The organism is Stutzerimonas azotifigens (genome assembly GCF_013522725.1).
Taxonomy (GTDB): domain Bacteria; phylum Pseudomonadota; class Gammaproteobacteria; order Pseudomonadales; family Pseudomonadaceae; genus Stutzerimonas; species Stutzerimonas azotifigens_A.
Genome location: NZ_JAAMRF010000008.1, coordinates 251,740 through 267,940, shown reverse-complemented (window position 1 = coordinate 267,940; position 16,201 = coordinate 251,740). Strand labels below are relative to the sequence as shown.

Sequence of the window (16,201 nt, the reverse complement as noted above, 5' to 3'; positions counted from 1 at the left end):
CCGATTCGCGGTCAAGACCGCTCCCACAACGGCACGACCGCGTCCCGAGGGATCGATCCCGAACACAACTGCACCGCATCACCGTCCTCCCCGAACAGCCACAGAGGTGGGCCGCTGCCGACCCTGCTTGGCCGCAGCACCGCTTGCCGTGGGAGCGGTCTTGACCGCGGATAGAGCGCATCACCGCCCCTCCTCGAACAGTCGATCCAGCGCATTGAGCAGCGCATCATCCGGGCGGGCGAAGTAGACGCCGGCCTCGGGCATGCCACGCAGGAACAGGTAGAAGGCCCCGCCAAGCTGCTCGTCGCGGAAATCGACCAGCCGCTGGCGCAGGAAGCGGCGCAGCGCCACCAGATAGATCAGGTACTGCAGGTAGTAATGCTCGCCCGCCAAGGCTTGCAGCAGCCGCTCGCCCCCGTAGTAGCCGGCGTCCGGTCCGAGCCAGTTGGATTTGTAATCGGCAATGTACCAGCGGCCGTCATGCTCGAACGTCAGGTCGATGAAGCCTTTGAGGAATCCCTTGAGACTGTCGAACTCCAGCCGCGCCGCCGCTTCGCGCAGGGGTGCGGCCAGGCCGTTGGCCGGATCGGTCAGCAAGGCGCGCAGCCGTACCACGTCGAGTTCCCGGACCGGGAAGGTAAAGCCCAGCTCGGGCAGGCGTCTGGCCGATTGCAGCGCAGCGAGTGTGAGGCCCTTGCTATCCAGATCGGTCTCCAGTACTCGCTGGAGGTGCGCCGTGGCGATGTCCTTCCACTCCAGCGGCAAGCCGTACGCCTGCAACGACGGCTCGACCAGCTCGTCCAAATCACCCTTGCCGCGCGCCCAGTCTTCGAGAATCGCGTGCAGGCAGGTACCGGCCCGCGCGCCGCGAGGGAAGGCGAAGAAACCGCTGCCCGGCTCGCCGGCATCGGGAATCGCCAGGGCGTCGCGGTCCGGCGCCTCCATGTGCATCCCGGCGGCCAGGCCGGAGAAACTGCCGATACGCCAGGCGCTGTGCAGGCTGCGATTGAGCTGCGACAGCTGCTCTGGCGGCGCGGCGCGGCCCGGCCCCTGCGCGCTGGCTTCGCGCTGTTCGAGTGCCAGACAGGCCATGTGCCCGTCGCTCTGCTGGACCAGCCGCTCGATGGCCAGGCGCAGGCTACCGCCGTTGAGGTCGGCCAGATGGTTGCCCAGCTCGGTCAGCGGTTTAGCGCCTTCGAGCTCGCGGCCGTGCAGCAGCCAGGCCAGGGCACTGCTGTGCAGGCCTTCTTCCGCCAGACTGCCATCCTTCTTCGGCTTGCACAGGTTCACCGGCCCCCAATGCAGCCAGAGGCGGTCACGGGCGCGGGTCAGGGCGACGTAGGCCAGGCGCAGCTGTTCGGCGAACACCTCCTGACGCGCACGCTCGAGGTTGTCCTCCAGCGCGTCACTGCCCAGGTCCAGCAACGGCTGACCGTTGGCATCGTGGCAGCGGGCGCTGTCGCGATTCTTGCCGAGCAGCTTGCCGTCCCACAGGAAAGGACAGAACACCAGCGGGTATTCGAGGCCCTTGCTGGTGTGAATGGTGACGATCTGCACCCGCTCGGCATCGCTTTCCAGGCGCAGCAGGGCTTCCTCGCCAGCGCCTTCACTGCTGCGCTGGGCATTGAACCAGGCGAGCAATGGCTCGAGTCCCGGACGCAGCAGGCTTTCGGCCTGTAGCAGCTCGCCCAGGTGCAACAGGTTGGTGAGTCGGCGCTCGCCATCGACCCGCGCCAGCAGCCGCTCGGCGACGGCCTGATCGTCGAGCCAGGCACGGAACACCCGCATGAAACCCTGCTGCTGCCAGAGCTGGTGATAACGCTCGGCGGCTTCGCGCTCGGCATCCCACTGCTGCTGGTCGTCCTGGCAGCGGGCCAGATCGGCGGCGGTCCGACCCAGCAGGCGGGTGGCCAACGCATAGCGCAGCAGCCCTTCGCGTCCCGGCTCGGCATAAGCGGCGAGCACCGCGGCGAGCTCGGCGGCCTCCTCGCTGCGCCAGACGCTGTCGCGCCCACGCCGTACGCTGGGTACGCCGCGCGCGGCCAGCTCATCGGCGATCATCCCGGCCTGCCGGTGGTTGGCCACCAGCACGGCGATGTCGCCACCCTTGAGCGGTGTGAACTGGCCGTCCTCGTCGAAGCCCGCACGGCCCTCGGCGGCGCCTGCCAATTGCAGGGCGATGCGCCGTGCGGTGTCGCTGGCGGCCAGCTGCGAAGCTTCGCCCTTGCCCAGCGGATCGTCGCCCAGCCAGACCAGCGACAGCGGCGCGGCTTCGCCCTCTTCCACCAGGCGCAGGCTGGCGCGCGGCTTCTCGGCGGCGCCCACCGGCGGGTACTGCAGATCGTTTTGGGCAAAGGGCTGTGGATGAGTGAACAGCTGGTTCAGCGCAGCGATCAAGGCGGGCGTGGAGCGGTAGTTGGTCGGCAGGTTATAGGGCCGATCGGCCTGGTCGCGGGCCGTGATGTAGGTCGCCAGGTCCGCGCCGCGGAAAGCGTAGATCGCCTGCTTGGGATCGCCGACGAAGCACAGCGAGGCTTCGCTGCCCTTGGCGTAGATGCGGTTGAAGATGGCGTACTGGATCGGGTCGGTATCCTGGAACTCGTCGATCAGCGCCAGCGGATAGGTCGCGCGCAGCGAGGCGGCCAGGTCCTCACCGACCGGTCCCTGCAGCGCCTGGTCCAGACGATTGAGCAGGTCGTCGAAGGCCAGAAGCCGCTGCGCCGCCTTGCGCTCCGGCAACTCGCGGTTGAGCCGCTCCAGCAGCGCCACCTGCAGGGCGATGAGCCGCTGCTTGCCTGCCGGTAGTGCCTCGGCCACCCGGTCGGCCAGTTCATCGAGGGCATGGGCCAGCTCGCAGACAGGCGCATCGAAGCCTTTCTTGCAGGCCTTGCTCAAGGCTCGCACGCCGAACTTGGCGGCGCCCTCGGGCAGATCGAACATCACCGCCGGGTCGGCGAAATAGGCGTCCAGTTCGCTTCCCCAAGGCTCGAACTTGATTCGCTTGTGGGTGCTCTGGCTGAGCCCGCCGTGGGACGACAGCTCGCCAACCCAGGCAACACCGGTCTCCTGCCAGAGCGCCGCGGCCCGCTGCCAGGCCGCCTCGACCGGCCGCAGGTCGGCCGCCACCGGTGCGCCTTGGGGCTCCACACGCAAATAGGGTTTGCCCAAATGGCTGCGCAGCCGCTGGCGCAACCACAGCGGCGTGATCCGACTCTTGGCGAGAAAACGCGCCCAGGCCGGATCGGCGTCGGCCAGTTCACTGCGCCAGGCATCGACGAGCAGCGCGTCGATGACCTCGCGGTCGTCGGCGGTCAGCTCGCTGTCGAAATCGCCGCCGGCCTCGAAGGCTGCATCCTGCAAGGCGCGCTGGCAGAAGCCGTGAATGGTGAAGATCGCCGCCTCGTCGAAGCCATGCACCGCCAGCAGCAGGCGACGGCGCGAGGCTTCGTCCGGGTAGCGCGCATGGAGGCGGTTGAGGAAATCGTCGCCGCTCGGCGCGCCTTCGTAGACCGCCAGCAGATCAGCCAGCCGCGCACGGATGCGCTCGCGCAGTTCGGCGGTCGCGGCGGTGGTATAGGTGACGACGAGAATCTGCCCCACCGACAGCTGTCGTTCCAGCAGCAGGCGAGCGTAGAGCGCGGTGAGGGTCCAGGTCTTGCCGGTGCCGGCGCTGGCCTCGATCAGCGAGCGGCCATCGAAGGGCGAATCGAGCAGATCGAGTTTCATTCTTCTTGCTCCTCGTCGGCCAAGGCATCCAGCGCCGGGCCGATAAGCTGTTCGGCCAGGGTTTCGAAACGCTCGTCGAGCGGGTCGCGATCGCGAAACGCCAGAGCATTCCACGGGTCTTCGGACTCGGCGGCGACGGGGCTGAACTCGGCACCCAGCCAGGCTTCCCGAGCGCGCTTGCGGGCGCAATCGAGCGGTTCGCTCCCGCGACTCGGCTTGCGGTAGCCCCTGGCGAAGGCATGGCTGCTGCGCGGCAACAGCGGCAGCGGTTCACGGATCGCGTTGCGGTAGGCGGCGAGCCAGGGTTCCAGCAGCTGCGCTGCGTTCGCCAGCGGCCCCAGCTGCCAGTCACCGGCCGGCGAGAGCATCAGGCTGTTGCGCTCGATGCCCGGTGTGGCGGACAGGTTGAGCAATAGATGGCGCAGCCAGAACGGCGGCAGGTCCCATTCGCCGAGACGCCCGAGCTTCCAGCCGAACAGCCCGCCCGGGGTGACACCGTCAAGCCAGCCGTGGACCCGCACGCCCGCCAGGGTGATGTCCACCGGCAGCGGCTCGGGCACTGCATCAGGGCGCAGCTCGAACAGCCGCGGCGCGAAGGCGCGCACCGGTCCGCGCAGCTTGCCCCACAGCGCCTGCCCCAGTTCGCCGGTGGGCAGCCAGCCCGCCGCACAGGCCATGCGGCGCTCCTCCTCGTCGCTCCAGCCATGCTCCAGCGCTTGCAGCGACAATCGCCGCAGGCCGTTCCAGGCGGGCATTTCCAGGTCGAACGGCTCATCGCTGGCAAGCGATTCCTGGGCATCGGCCAGGCGCAACCCGAGGCGCTGTTCGAGCAGGAATCGCGCCGGATGGCGAAAGCACTGCAAGAGCTGCGACGGTTCGATGGTCAACCAGGCGTCGTCGGGTTCGGCGAGCACGCTGGCGAACGGTTGTACTGCCGTCTGTGGCGGCTCGGCCAGGCGCTGGGCCGCGCGGAACCAGGGCACCGAAAAGCCGGCACAGGTCGCGCCACCGAAGTTGCGCGGAGAGAACGGTTGCAGGGGGTGGGCGATCAGAATCTTCTGGCTGACCGAGCTTGAGCTATCGGCCAGCACGGCAGTCATGTCGACCGCCTCGAGCACTTCGCTGAGCAGTACCGATGGCGGCAGCACGGCGTTGTCCCGCGGGTCGCGGCCGACGTAGGACAGGTACAGCGCTTCGCGTGCCGAGAGCAGCGTTTCCAGCAGCAGGTAGCGGTCGTCGAGCCGTCGCGCACGGTCGCCGCGACGTGGGTGACGGCCGATCAGGTCGAACCCCGACGGCGGCGTGCGCCGTGGGAAGGCGCCATCGTCCAGGCCGAGCAGGCAGACCACACGGAACGGCAGGCTGCGCATCGGCACCATGGTGCAGAAGGTCACCGCGCCGGTGAGAAAGCCCGAAGCGCCACCGCCCTGCTGCAACGCGGTACTGAGCTGCTGATGCACCAGCTCCAGTTCGATGGGCCGATCGAGACCTGCGGCCTGCGCCTGGTCGCGCAGCGAGGCGCAGGCCTGAGACAACAGGAGTAGGGTGTCGCTGGCCTCGCGCTCGTCGAACAGGGTGTCGATGAGTACTTGCAGGTCGTCCGCCCACTCGGCCAGCGGCCGGGGTCGGGCCAGCTGATCCGCAAGCTTGCCAAGGCGTTCGACGAATTCCACCAGCCGCCCCAGCAGCTGCCCGCGCGCGCCTTCCAGCGCGTCCAGTGGCCAGTGGTCGCCGAGCAGCGGCGCACCCTCGCCGGCCAGCTGCGGCGGCGCGGCAAAGCCCAGCATCAGCCGGTCCAGGCCCTGGCGCCAGGTAAAGGCCGACTCGTCCGGCAGGCCCAGGCGTACACGTTGACTGCCGTCGCGTCCCCAACGGACGCCGGCCTCGCGCAGCCAGTCGCGCAGCAGCGTCAGGTCTTCGCTTTCGATTCCGGCGCGACGGGCGATCGCCGGCTGCTCCAGCCAGGCGAGTATTTCCTCGGCGGCGAAGCGGCTCTGCGCCAGCATCAGCAATTCGAGGAAGGCCTCGATCAGCGGCACCTCGGCACGCAGGCTGCGATCGGCGAGGCTGTAGGGAATCCTGGGGCTGCCCTCGCGTGGCGCGAAGACCGCTTCGATGAAGGGGGCGTAGCGCTCGATGTCCGGGGTCAGCACCACTACCTTGTCCGGGCTCAGCGCCGGATCGGCGGCAAAGCGCGCCAACAGCTGGTCGTGGAGGATTTCCACTTCGCGCAGCGGCGAATGGGCGATGTGGACTTCCAGCGAGCGGTCCCTCTCGGCGAGGGTGATGCGCTCGTCGGGCAGACGGGTGCGCAGGCGCAGGATGTCGTTCTGCAGCGCGTGCAGCAGGCTATCGTCGCGCAGGTCTTCGTCCTCGGAATACAGGCCGACCTCCTGGCTGCCTTCGCTCGCCGCGAGGCTGAACAGCGAATCGAAGAAGTCCCGGCCCTGCTTGCCGAGGCTGGCCAACAACGGATGGCCGACGTCCAGGTACCAATCGTCTACACCGCTTTCTGGCTGTTTGGCCAGTTCGCGGATATCGCGAATTTCGCCCCAGGCTTCGCGACTGGGGTTGAGCGCACAGACGACCACATCGATATGCCGTGACAGTCCATCAAGCACACGCAGGTGATGTGGCGGCAGGCTGCTGATACCGAACACCAGCAGCCGCTCGGGCAGGCCGGACAAGGGTTCATCGCTGTAGAGGCGCTGCAGCAGGTCGTCGAGCAGGCGTGCGCGGTGAGGATGGCCATCCTTGGTCAGCTCGCGCCAGAGCTGCGCTTGCCAGGCTTCGTCGGGGCCGAGGTCGAGTGCCTCGCCGCGCTCCCAGGCGGCCAGCCAATCATCGCGATAGAGCAGGTACTGGTCGAAGACGTCAGCGATTTTCGCCGCCAGCGACAGCCGCCTGCGCTCGTCGCCGCCATCGAGGTACTGTGCCAGGCGCGGCGCCAGCTCAAGATTGTCCGGCTCGCATAGCCAGCCATACAGACGCCAGGTCAGGGTTGCGGGGGAAAACGCCGACTGCTCCGGCAGGCTGCCCAGTACCGCGCGACTCAGGTCCCAGACGAACTTGGCCGGCAGTTGCATCTCCAGCTGCATGGCGATGCCCTGCTTGCGCGCCAGCTCCAGGGTCAGCCAGCGCCCCATGCCCTGGCTCGGCACCACCACCAGCGCCGGTGCGAACGGGTCGCTCAAGGGCTGGGCGAGCAATGTCGTCGCCAGTTCGCCGAGGGTTTCCAGATCGGGAGCGTGGTACAGGGTCAGCATGGGGCAGGCAGGCTCGAAAACAGGTGGCTACAGGTTAACAGTTCGCGCCAGCCTGACACGGCCCCGCGACAGAGTGTGTCGTATCGGTTGGCGCCCGCCGCCGCCCGGCGGTCGAGGAAGATGAACCGCGCGGAGGGGGACGAGTCCACCCTTCATGTTTCTGAAATATTCCGTCATCGGCTTCCGGCTTGCCGGAGGCCAGCGAGATCCGTCGTATGTTCACCCTGCTTAACCTTCTTTCCGCTATCGCCCTGCTGGTCTGGGGTACGCACATCGTGCGCACCGGCATCATGCGGGTGTATGGCTCGCACCTGCGCCGCCTGCTCGGCCATAGCATGGCGAACGCACCGATCGCCTTCACCGCAGGGATCGGGGTCACGGCCTTGGTTCAGAGCAGCAACGCCACGGCGCTGCTGGCCACCTCGTTCGTGTCCCAGGGACTGATGACGTTGCCCACTGCGCTGGCGATCATGCTCGGTGCGGACGTCGGCACAGCGTTGATGGCCCGCGTACTGACCCTCGACCTGAGCTGGCTGTCGCCCCTGCTGACACTGATCGGCGTGACGCTCTTCCTCTCACGCAAACAGACGCGCAGCGGCCAGCTCGGACGCGTGCTGCTGGGGCTCGGCCTGATCATGCTGGCACTGGAACTGATCGTGGCGGCAGCCGAGCCGATCACCGAGGCACGTGGCATGCAGGTGCTGTTCTCATCGCTGGCGGGGGACACCCTGCTGGCCGTAGTGGTCGGCGCCGTGTTCGCCCTGCTGTCGTACTCGAGCCTTGCCGCGGTACTGCTGACCGCAACGCTGGCAGGCGCCGGCCTCATTGGCCTGCCGGTGGCGATTGGCGTGGTGGTGGGCGCCAATATCGGCAGCGGCGTGCTCGCCTGGCTCAACGCCAGCGTGCAATCGCCGGCCGGCCGCCGGGTAGCGCTCGGCAATCTGATCTACAAGCTCATCGGAATGCTGCTGGTGGTGCCCTTCATCGCACCGCTCGTGGCATGGATGAACATGCTCGACTTCAGCCCGCAGGCTCAGGTGATCGGCTTCCATCTGGTCTACAACTGCGCGCGCTGCATCCTGCTGCTACCCACTGTCAGGCCCATGGCGGCGCTCTGCGAACAATTGTTACCCGATCGAGCCGAGCACAGCGGTGTGGCCAAACCGCGACACCTCGACCCCGCCGCCCTGGAAACGCCGAGCCTGGCCCTGGCCAATGCCGTGCGCGAGACCCTTCGCATCGGCGACCTGATCGAAGCCATGCTGCTGCGCCTGCGCGACGTACTGCACGAGGAAGACAGCGAAGCGGCCGCGGAGATCCGGCGCCTGGACGACGATGTCGACGCGCTCTACTGCGGGGTCAAGCTCTACCTGGCGCAGATTCCCCGCGAGGACCTGGCCGAGCAGGAGAGTCGACGCTGGGCTGAAATCATCGAATTGAGCATCAATCTCGAGCATGCCGGGGACATCATCGAACGCATGCTGACCAAGGTGCGCAACCTGAAAACCGCCAAACGTCATTCGTTTTCCGACAGCGGCCTGCAGGAGCTCACCAGCCTGCATGGTCTGCTGCTGGACAACCTGCGCCTGGGCCTGAGCGTGTTTCTTTCAGGAGACGAGCAAGGTGCCCGTCAGCTGATCGAGCACAAGCGCGAATTTCGTCGTAACGAACGTGAGCTCGCCCACGCGCACGTGGCACGACTGCATCAACGCGTGGTGGAAAGCATCGAAACGAGCTCGGCGCACCTGGAGCTGATCGCGGACATGAAGCGCCTGAACTCGTTGTTCTGCAGCACCGCCTACGCCGCGCTGGAAGGTAGCGGTAACCCGGCTGCAGCGTCGCGCAGCCGGGATACACGAGGTGAGGACTCGCCGATCAGGCCTTCACTCGGCGGCGCTGCATCATCACCACCAGGGCGAACAGCATGAGCGACGGAATCCAGATCCATTCCTTTGGCCAACGGTCGGTAGGTGCCCGCACGCTGAGGATTTCCTGATCGAACTCGAGGCCAGCCTGGGCGGCCGGGCTGCCGAAGGTCACGTTGTCGACCAGCACCTTGCCGTCTTCCTCCATGAGCATCAGGCCGAGCTTGTCCAGCCGCTCCTCGCCGGTCTCGCCGTCCGGAATCGGTAGCAGCAGGACGAACTCGCGCATGTCGCCCACCGCATCCTCGCCTCGTACGCGAAGGCGCAGCTGGCTGTCCTCCTCGACCGTCCCCAGCGCCTGCGCCAGCTCGGCCGGCGGCACGTCGAGGTAGGGGTCGTGGATCATGTCCATCCAGAAGGCAGGACGGAACAGCGAGAACGCGACCAGCAGCAGCAGAGCGCTTTCATACCAGCGGCTGCGCACCAGGAAGAAGCCCTGGGTGCCGGCCGCGAAGATCAGCATCGCGATCGTGGCGATGATGAAGATCAGTACGCCGTGCCAGAAGTCCACGTCGATCAGCAGCAGATCGGTGTTGAAGATGAACAGGAACGGCAGCGCCGCGGTGCGCAGACTGTAGTAGAACGCCGTGATACCGGTGCGGATCGGGTCGCCCTTGGACACCGCGGCGGCGGCGAACGAGGCCAGGCCCACCGGGGGCGTGACGTCAGCCATGATGCCGAAGTAGAAGACGAACAGGTGCACGGCGATCAGCGGCACGATCAGGCCGTTCTGCTGGCCCAGCGCGACCACCACGGGCGCCAGCAGGCTGGACACCACGATGTAGTTGGCGGTGGTCGGCAGGCCCATGCCCAGAATCAGGCTGAGGAAGGCGGTGAGCAGCAGCATCAGCAGCAGGTTGCCCATCGACAGCATTTCCACCAGATCCGCCAGCACCAGGCCGACCCCCGTCTGCGACACCGCGCCGACGATGATCCCCGCCGCCGCGGTGGCGATACCGATGCCGATCATGTTGCGCGCGCCGGTGATCAAGCCCTCGCGCAGGTCGACCACGCCATCCATGAAGTTCCCGTGCTCGTGGCTGCCATCGGTGCGCAGCAGGCTCAGCAGCGGACGCTGGGTGAGCAGGATCACCACCAGCACCATGCTCCCCCAGAACGCCGAAAGACCGGGCGACAGGCGCTCGACCATCAGACACCACACCAGCACCACCACAGGCAGCAGGAAATGCAGGCCGGACAGCAGCACCGGACGGGTCTCCGGCAATTGCTCGAGCGGCGCGTTGGGATCTTCGGCCGGCAGCGGCGGGTTGCTCGCCGCGATCTTCAACAAGCCGATATAGACGACCGCGAGCAGCGCGCCAATGACCCAGATCGCCGCATCGCCCAGTACCGGCTTGAGCCAGCCGAGCCCGTAGTAGACCGCCAGGGACAGGCCGCTGATCAGCGCCGCGCCGAAGGCGAAGCCGATCAGGCGCTGCATCCAGGGCTTGGCCACATTGCGGCGAGGTAGCGCCTGCAGACCGAGCTTGAGCGATTCCAGATGGACGATGTAAACCAGCGCGATGTAGGAAATCAAAGCCGGCAGGAAGGCGTGCTTGATCACCTCGATGTAGGGAATACCGACGTATTCGACCATCAGGAAGGCCGCCGCCCCCATCACCGGCGGCATGATCTGGCCGTTGACCGACGAAGCCACCTCGACCGCGCCGGCCTTCTCGGCCGAGAACCCGGTGCGCTTCATCATCGGGATGGTGAAGGTACCGGTGGTCACCACGTTGGCGATAGAGGAGCCGGAGATCAGCCCGGTCATGCCCGAGGCTACGACCGCCGCTTTGGCCGGCCCGCCACGCAGGTGGCCGAGCAGGCTGAACGCCAGCTGGATGAAGTAATGGCCCGCGCCGGCGCGCTCGAGCAGCGCGCCGAACAGCACGAACAGGAATACGAAGCTGGTGGAAACCCCCAGGGCAATGCCGAACACGCCTTCGGTGGTGATCCACTGGTGGTTGGCCAGCGCGGTCAAGCTGACGCCGCGATGCGCCATCAGGCCGGGCATGTAGGGGCCGGCGAGACTGTAGACGAGGAACAGCAGGGCAATCACCGCCAGGGCCGGGCCGAGCGCGCGACGCGTGGCTTCGAGCAGCAGCGGGATACCGATGCACGCGGCAACCAGGTCCGCCGTGGTCAGGTTGCCCGGACGCTGGGACAGCTGTGCGTAGAACAGGAACAGATACGCCGCGCTACCGGCTGCGACGAGCGCCAGGACGATGTCCTGCAGCGGGACGTAGTTCCGCGGCGAACGCTTACTGGCCGGATACGCGAGAAACGCCAGCAGCAGGGCAAAGGCCAGATGGATGGAGCGTGTTTCGGTGTCGTTGAATACGCCAAAGCCGAGCACGAAAGGCAGCGGCGAGGCGATCCACAACTGGAACAGCGACCAGGCCAGAGCCAGGCCGGCAATCACCTTGGACATCATACCCAGGGGGCTGCGGGCACCCACTTCCTGGGCGATCAGTTCCTCGGTGGACAGTTGCTTGTCTTGCATGGAATGGGACCTGCATTCGGCTAATCGGAGCAAGGCAAAACCCGCGGCCTGCCGACACGCGGGTTTTCGAATGGAGCAAGATCGGGCGTTGCGGACGAGAGCGCCCCCGCTACCCTCGCCACAGCAGCTATGGCAACGATAGCGGATGCAGGCGCGAACGCCCGCTCAGATCCTTACAGCCAGCCACGTTCCTTGTAGTAACGCTCGGCACCTTCGTGCAGCGGCGCGGACAGACCCACCTTGATCATGTCCTCGGCCTTGAGGTCTGCGAATGCAGGATGCAGGCGCTGGAAGCGCTCGAGGTTCTCGAACACCGCCTTGACCAGCTGGTAGACGGTTTCAGCGTCGGTACCGGCGGTGGTCGACAGAACGGCCTTGCCGCCGATCGACTGAGTGGCACTGTCGTTGCCCTTGTACAGACCGCCAGGAATCTCGGCCTTGGTGTAGTAGCTCTTCTCGGACAGCAGCTTGTCGATTTCCGGCCCGGTGATCGGAACCAGTACCGCGTCGACGGTAGTGGTCGCTTCCTGGATCGCCCCGTTGGGATGACCGACGAAGTAGGTCATCGCGTCGATGTTGTTGTCGCCCAGGGCGCTGGCCTGCTCGGCCGGCTTGAGCTCGGAAGCCAGGGAGAACACCGAACGGTCCCAGCCCTTGACCTGCATGATCTCTTCCAGGGTGTCGCGCTGACCGGAACCCGGGTTGCCGATGTTCACGCGCTTGCCCTTGAGGTCGTCCAGACTCTTGATGTTGGCGTCACGGCGCGCCAGCACGGTGAAGACTTCGCTCTGCAAGGAGAACACGGCACGGATGTCTTCCATCTTGCCTTCGTTCTTGAAGGGCTCGACACCTTCCATCGCCTTGTACTGGTGGTCGGACTGCATGATGCCGAAGTTGAATTCGCCGCTGCGCAGACCGTTGACGTTGGCTACGCCGCCGCCGCTGGCGGGGGCGTTGCACTTGATGTTCTCGGCGTTACGGTTGACGAAGCGACAGATCGACTGGCCGGCCACATAGTAAACGCCGGTCTGACCGCCGGTGCCGATGGTGACGAATTTGCTCTCGGCCTGTGCTACGCCAGCCAGGGTGGTACCCGCCAGTGCTGCAGACAGGACCCATGCGAAGGATTTGCCTTTCATGGGAGATCTCCTTTTGAGTTGTTGTTAATTCCGACCGAACCTTTTGGGCCGTTTCGATCGGAACGCGGAGTTTAACCGGTCCGGGACGGCTGCACGAATGAAAAGCCGTGGGTCGGCAGACCACAGCCGTGCAGCATTGCGAATTCCGGCGAGCGGTAGTGCTAGGCCGGGCCGCTGTCGGGAAATTCGACCCGCACCCGCAGCCCGCCGAGCTCGCCCTGATCCAGTCTGATTCCGGCCCGGTGAGCGCGGCAGATCTCGCCGACGATGGCCAGCCCGAGGCCGGCACCCATGCCTTCGGTATGGCGACGGTAGAAGCGCGCGAAGACCTTGTCACGTTCCTGCGCGGGAATCCCCGGACCGTCGTCCTCGACCTCGAGCATGCCGGGTTCGACCACCCGCAACACCACGTTTCCGCCGGGCGGCGTATGTGCCAGGGCATTGTCCAGCAGGTTGCTGAGCAGCTCGTTGAGCAGTGTCGGCTCGCCCAGCACCCACACCGGGCGCTCGGCCTCCAGCGCAAGCGCAACACCGCGCTTGTGCGCCAGCGCCGCCATCGCCAGCCCCAGCTCGCGGGCCAATTGACTCAGGTCGAGGCGTTGTGCCCCGCCCTCGGCAACCGCCTGGGCGCCGCTTTCGATGCGCGCCAACGACAGCAACTGGTTGGCCAGGTGCGTCAGCCGGTCGGTGTTTTGCTCCGCGTCTTCCAGGGTTTCGCGCCAGGCCGTCGGATTCTGCTGGCGCAATCCCAGTTCGATCCTGGCCTTGAGGGCGGCCAGCGGCGTGCGCAGTTCGTGGGACGCATCGGCGATGAACTGGGCCTGGCGCTCGAACTGGCCGCGCAGACGCTCGGTGAAATGGTTGATCGCGACCACCAGAGGCTTGAGCTCGCGCTGCACGCTGACCAGGCGCAGCGGGCGCAGGTCGTCGGGTTGGCGTTCCTCCACCGCCTCGCTGATCTTGCCCAGCGGGCGCAACGCCGCGCCGACGGCCAGCCAAACGAGCACAAGGGCGGCCACTGCCAGCAGGCCAAGCCGCCACAAGGTATCGGTCAACAGGCTACGCGCCATCGCTTCGCGTGCGCCCTGGGTTTCGGCGACACGTATTTCGACCATGCCCTGCATTTCAGGCTCGCTCAGCGGCTGCAGCAGACTTACCACGCGTACGCCGTGACCGCGGTACTGGCCATCGTAAAACCACGCAAGCGCCGGATAGTCATCGGTACGCGGCGTGCCGGCCGGAGCCGCAGGCAGGTCGTCATAACCGGAAACCAGCTGCCCTCGGCCATCGAGCACCTGGTAATAGATGCGTCCTGCGATGTCGTAGGCGAAGGTGTCGAGCGCGACGTAGGGTACGTTGGCACTGAGCTGGCCGCTGTGGGTGCTCAACCCCTCGGCGATGGCCCGGGCAGAAGCCAGTAGCGTGCGGTCGTAGGCGGTATCGGCCGCAGCCCGGCCATTCCAGTAGGCGCTCCAGCCACTCACTAGCAGCAACAACGCGAGCAACACGGACAACCGTCGCAACAGACTCCAGCGAAGGCTGCCAACATCAGCCATCCATCGGCTCCAGGAGATAGCCCAGACCGCGGAAGGTGACGATCCGCACCTGGCTGCCTTCGAGCTTCTTGCGCAGGCGATGGATGTAGATCTCGATGGCGTCGGGACTGGCCTCCTGGTCGAGACCGAAGACCTGGGCCGCCAGTTGATCCTTACTCATGACCCTCCCGGGCCGGGCGATCAGCGCCTCGAGCACCGACTGCTCACGCGAGGTGAGGCTCATGGGCTCGTCGTCGAGGCTGAAACGGCGGGTGCCAAGGTCGTAGACCAGGCCGCCGCAGCGCTGCAACTGCTCGCCCCCCAGCACACTGCGACGCAGCAGCGCCTTGACCCGCGCTTCCAGCTCGGACAGTTCGAAAGGCTTGGCCAGGTAATCGTCGGCACCGAGATTGAGGCCATGGACGCGATCCTTCACCTCGCTGCGGGCCGTCAGCATCAGCACCGGCAATGTCTTGCCGCGCTCTCGCAGACGCGCCAGCACCTCGAATCCGTCCAGCCGCGGCAGCCCGACGTCGAGGATGGTCAGCGCATACTCTTCGCTGGCCAGGGCAAGGTCGGCGGCGACACCGTCGTGCAGCAGGTCCACCGTCCAGCCGGCGCTGCGCAACGCCTGGGAGACGCTGTCGGCCAGCTGGGGATGATCCTCGACGAGCAGAATCCGCATGGAACCTCCTGGCCGCGCGAAAGGGAAGCGAAGTGTACTGCAAGGGGCTACCGCCGGTCCGCTGCAGGGGCAGATTTGTAACTGAAAGCTTGGCGAAAGCTTGACTGTCTAGGATCTGGAACGGATGGCTCGATCCATCCGCCACGGCAGCCCCGCTGCCGCTAAAAGAAAAACAAGACTGGAGAAACACCCATGCTGACTGCCGTCAGAAAGGTTTATTCGCCTGCTTCCCCGCACCCTGGTGTCGAGCGAACCGCTCCGCCCGGTGCCCTGCACCCGCACTCCAATCCCCGCGCCAAGGCGCAATCGCCCTTATCCCGTGCGTTGACCTCGTGTCGCCGTACTTCGCGCCTCGACCGCAGCCCCTGTGCCGCGCCGTCGTAACGCACCGCTTGCTGAACGAAAACAACACTCCACCGGAGATCCAAGATGAAAACCGCTCTCAGCCGTTTTGCCCTGCTCAGCTCGTGCCTGCTGCTTTCCAGTCAGTTGCTGGCCGAACCCAAGCGCCCCGAATGCATCGCTCCGGCCAAGCCCGGCGGCGGTTTCGACCTGACCTGCAAGCTCGCCCAGAGCGGTCTTAAAGACGCCGGTCTGCTTAAGTCGCCGATGCGCGTGACCTACATGCCCGGCGGCGTCGGCGCGGTCGCCTACAACTCGGTGGTCGCCCAGCGCGCCGGCGAGCCCGGCACCGTGGTGGCATTCTCCAGCGGCTCGCTGCTGAACCTGGCCCAGGGCAAATTCGGCCGTTACGACGAAACCGCCGTGCGCTGGCTGGCGGCCGTCGGCACCGACTATGGCGCCATCTCGGTTCGCGCCGACTCTCCCTACCAGGACCTCGACGACCTGATCGCGGCGGTCAAGAAAGACCCGGGCAGCGTCGTCTTCGGCGCAGGCGCCACCATCGGCGGCCAGGACTGGATGCAGACCGCCCTGATCGCCCGCGCCGCCGGCGTCGATCCGCAGAAGCTGCGCTACGTCGCCTTCGAAGGCGGTGGCGAAACCCTCACCGCCATGCTCGGCGGCCACGTTCAGGTGACTAGCAGCGGGTTGGGTGAAGTGACACCGCAACTCGACGCCGGCAAGGTGCGCATTCTCGCCGTCCTGTCGGATGAGCGCCTGCCGGGCAAGCTCGCCGACATTCCTACCGCCAAGGAGCAGGGCTTCGACATCAGCTGGCCGGTGATCCGCGGCTTCTACATGGGGCCTGAGGTGAGCGACGAGGACTTCAACTGGTGGAAGACCCAGTTCGACACCCTGCTCGCCGATGAAGATTTCGCCACCCTGCGCGAGCAGCGCGACCTGTTCCCGCTCTCGATGACCGGTGAAGAACTCGACGCGTTCGTCAAGCAGCAGGTCGAGCAGTACAAGGCGCTGGCCGGCGAATTCGGCCTCGTCAAATAACCGGACTGCCCCTCGCGG

At 66.4% G+C, this 16,201-nt stretch carries 8 protein-coding genes; 2 read left to right on the top strand and 6 right to left on the bottom strand.

The genetic code is table 11. From position 1 onward, the window contains the following. Nucleotides 1–180: 180 nt before the first annotated feature. Together recB and recC are read right to left on the bottom strand one after the other, a co-directional pair. Nucleotides 181–3,726, bottom strand: a complete 3,546-nt coding sequence (recB, locus tag G7026_RS16620; RefSeq protein ID WP_181072025.1) for an exodeoxyribonuclease V subunit beta — start codon at nucleotides 3,724–3,726, stop codon at nucleotides 181–183. Next, entirely contained in the window at nucleotides 3,723–6,992 is a 3,270-nt protein-coding gene (gene recC, locus G7026_RS16615; RefSeq protein WP_181072024.1) for an exodeoxyribonuclease V subunit gamma, read from the bottom strand. The genes recB and recC overlap by 4 nt, the downstream gene beginning before the upstream one ends. 215 nt (nucleotides 6,993–7,207) lie before the next feature. Between recC and G7026_RS16610 the strand changes: the two genes are divergently transcribed. Beyond that, nucleotides 7,208–8,920, top strand: a complete 1,713-nt coding sequence (locus G7026_RS16610; RefSeq protein ID WP_181072023.1) for a Na/Pi cotransporter family protein — start codon at nucleotides 7,208–7,210, stop codon at nucleotides 8,918–8,920. Here G7026_RS16610 and G7026_RS16605 read toward each other — a convergent pair. From G7026_RS16605 to G7026_RS16590, 4 genes are all read right to left on the bottom strand, one after another. Further along, on the bottom strand, nucleotides 8,868–11,420 hold the full coding sequence (locus tag G7026_RS16605) for a TRAP transporter permease (protein ID WP_181072022.1): 2,553 nt from the start codon (nucleotides 11,418–11,420) through the stop codon (nucleotides 8,868–8,870). The genes G7026_RS16610 and G7026_RS16605 overlap by 53 nt on opposite strands. 173 nt (nucleotides 11,421–11,593) lie before the next feature. Further along, nucleotides 11,594–12,559 carry a TAXI family TRAP transporter solute-binding subunit gene (locus tag G7026_RS16600; RefSeq protein ID WP_181072021.1) on the bottom strand — a complete coding sequence of 322 codons (966 nt, stop codon included), beginning with the start codon at nucleotides 12,557–12,559 and terminating at the stop codon, nucleotides 11,594–11,596. A 161-nt stretch (nucleotides 12,560–12,720) separates the two neighbouring features. Then, the gene (locus G7026_RS16595) at nucleotides 12,721–14,115 is read right to left on the bottom strand and encodes a sensor histidine kinase (protein WP_181072020.1); all 1,395 of its coding nucleotides are present in this window, start codon (nucleotides 14,113–14,115) and stop codon (nucleotides 12,721–12,723) included. Further along, nucleotides 14,108–14,779 (bottom strand): response regulator, encoded by a 672-nt coding sequence (locus G7026_RS16590; protein ID WP_181072019.1) that lies wholly within the window; start codon nucleotides 14,777–14,779, stop codon nucleotides 14,108–14,110. Before G7026_RS16590 ends, G7026_RS16595 begins: the two co-directional genes overlap by 8 nt. Nucleotides 14,780–15,208: 429 nt before the next feature. Between G7026_RS16590 and G7026_RS16585 the strand changes: the two genes are divergently transcribed. Beyond that, nucleotides 15,209–16,183, top strand: coding sequence for a Bug family tripartite tricarboxylate transporter substrate binding protein (locus G7026_RS16585; RefSeq protein ID WP_181072018.1), 975 nt, complete (start codon nucleotides 15,209–15,211; stop codon nucleotides 16,181–16,183). Nucleotides 16,184–16,201: the final 18 nt, after the last annotated feature.

Excerpts from the sequence above, each read along its gene's own strand:
- G7026_RS16610 (WP_181072023.1), top strand. The coding sequence starts at position 7,208 with ATGTTCACCCTGCTTAACCTTCTTTCCGCTATCGCCCTGCTGGTCTGG.
- G7026_RS16595 (WP_181072020.1), bottom strand. The coding sequence starts at position 14,115 with ATGGCTGATGTTGGCAGCCTTCGCTGGAGTCTGTTGCGACGGTTGTCC.
- G7026_RS16590 (WP_181072019.1), bottom strand. The coding sequence starts at position 14,779 with ATGCGGATTCTGCTCGTCGAGGATCATCCCCAGCTGGCCGACAGCGTC.
- recC (WP_181072024.1), bottom strand. The coding sequence starts at position 6,992 with ATGCTGACCCTGTACCACGCTCCCGATCTGGAAACCCTCGGCGAACTG.
- G7026_RS16600 (WP_181072021.1), bottom strand. The coding sequence starts at position 12,559 with ATGAAAGGCAAATCCTTCGCATGGGTCCTGTCTGCAGCACTGGCGGGT.
- G7026_RS16605 (WP_181072022.1), bottom strand. The coding sequence starts at position 11,420 with ATGCAAGACAAGCAACTGTCCACCGAGGAACTGATCGCCCAGGAAGTG.
- G7026_RS16585 (WP_181072018.1), top strand. The coding sequence starts at position 15,209 with ATGAAAACCGCTCTCAGCCGTTTTGCCCTGCTCAGCTCGTGCCTGCTG.
- recB (WP_181072025.1), bottom strand. The coding sequence starts at position 3,726 with ATGAAACTCGATCTGCTCGATTCGCCCTTCGATGGCCGCTCGCTGATC.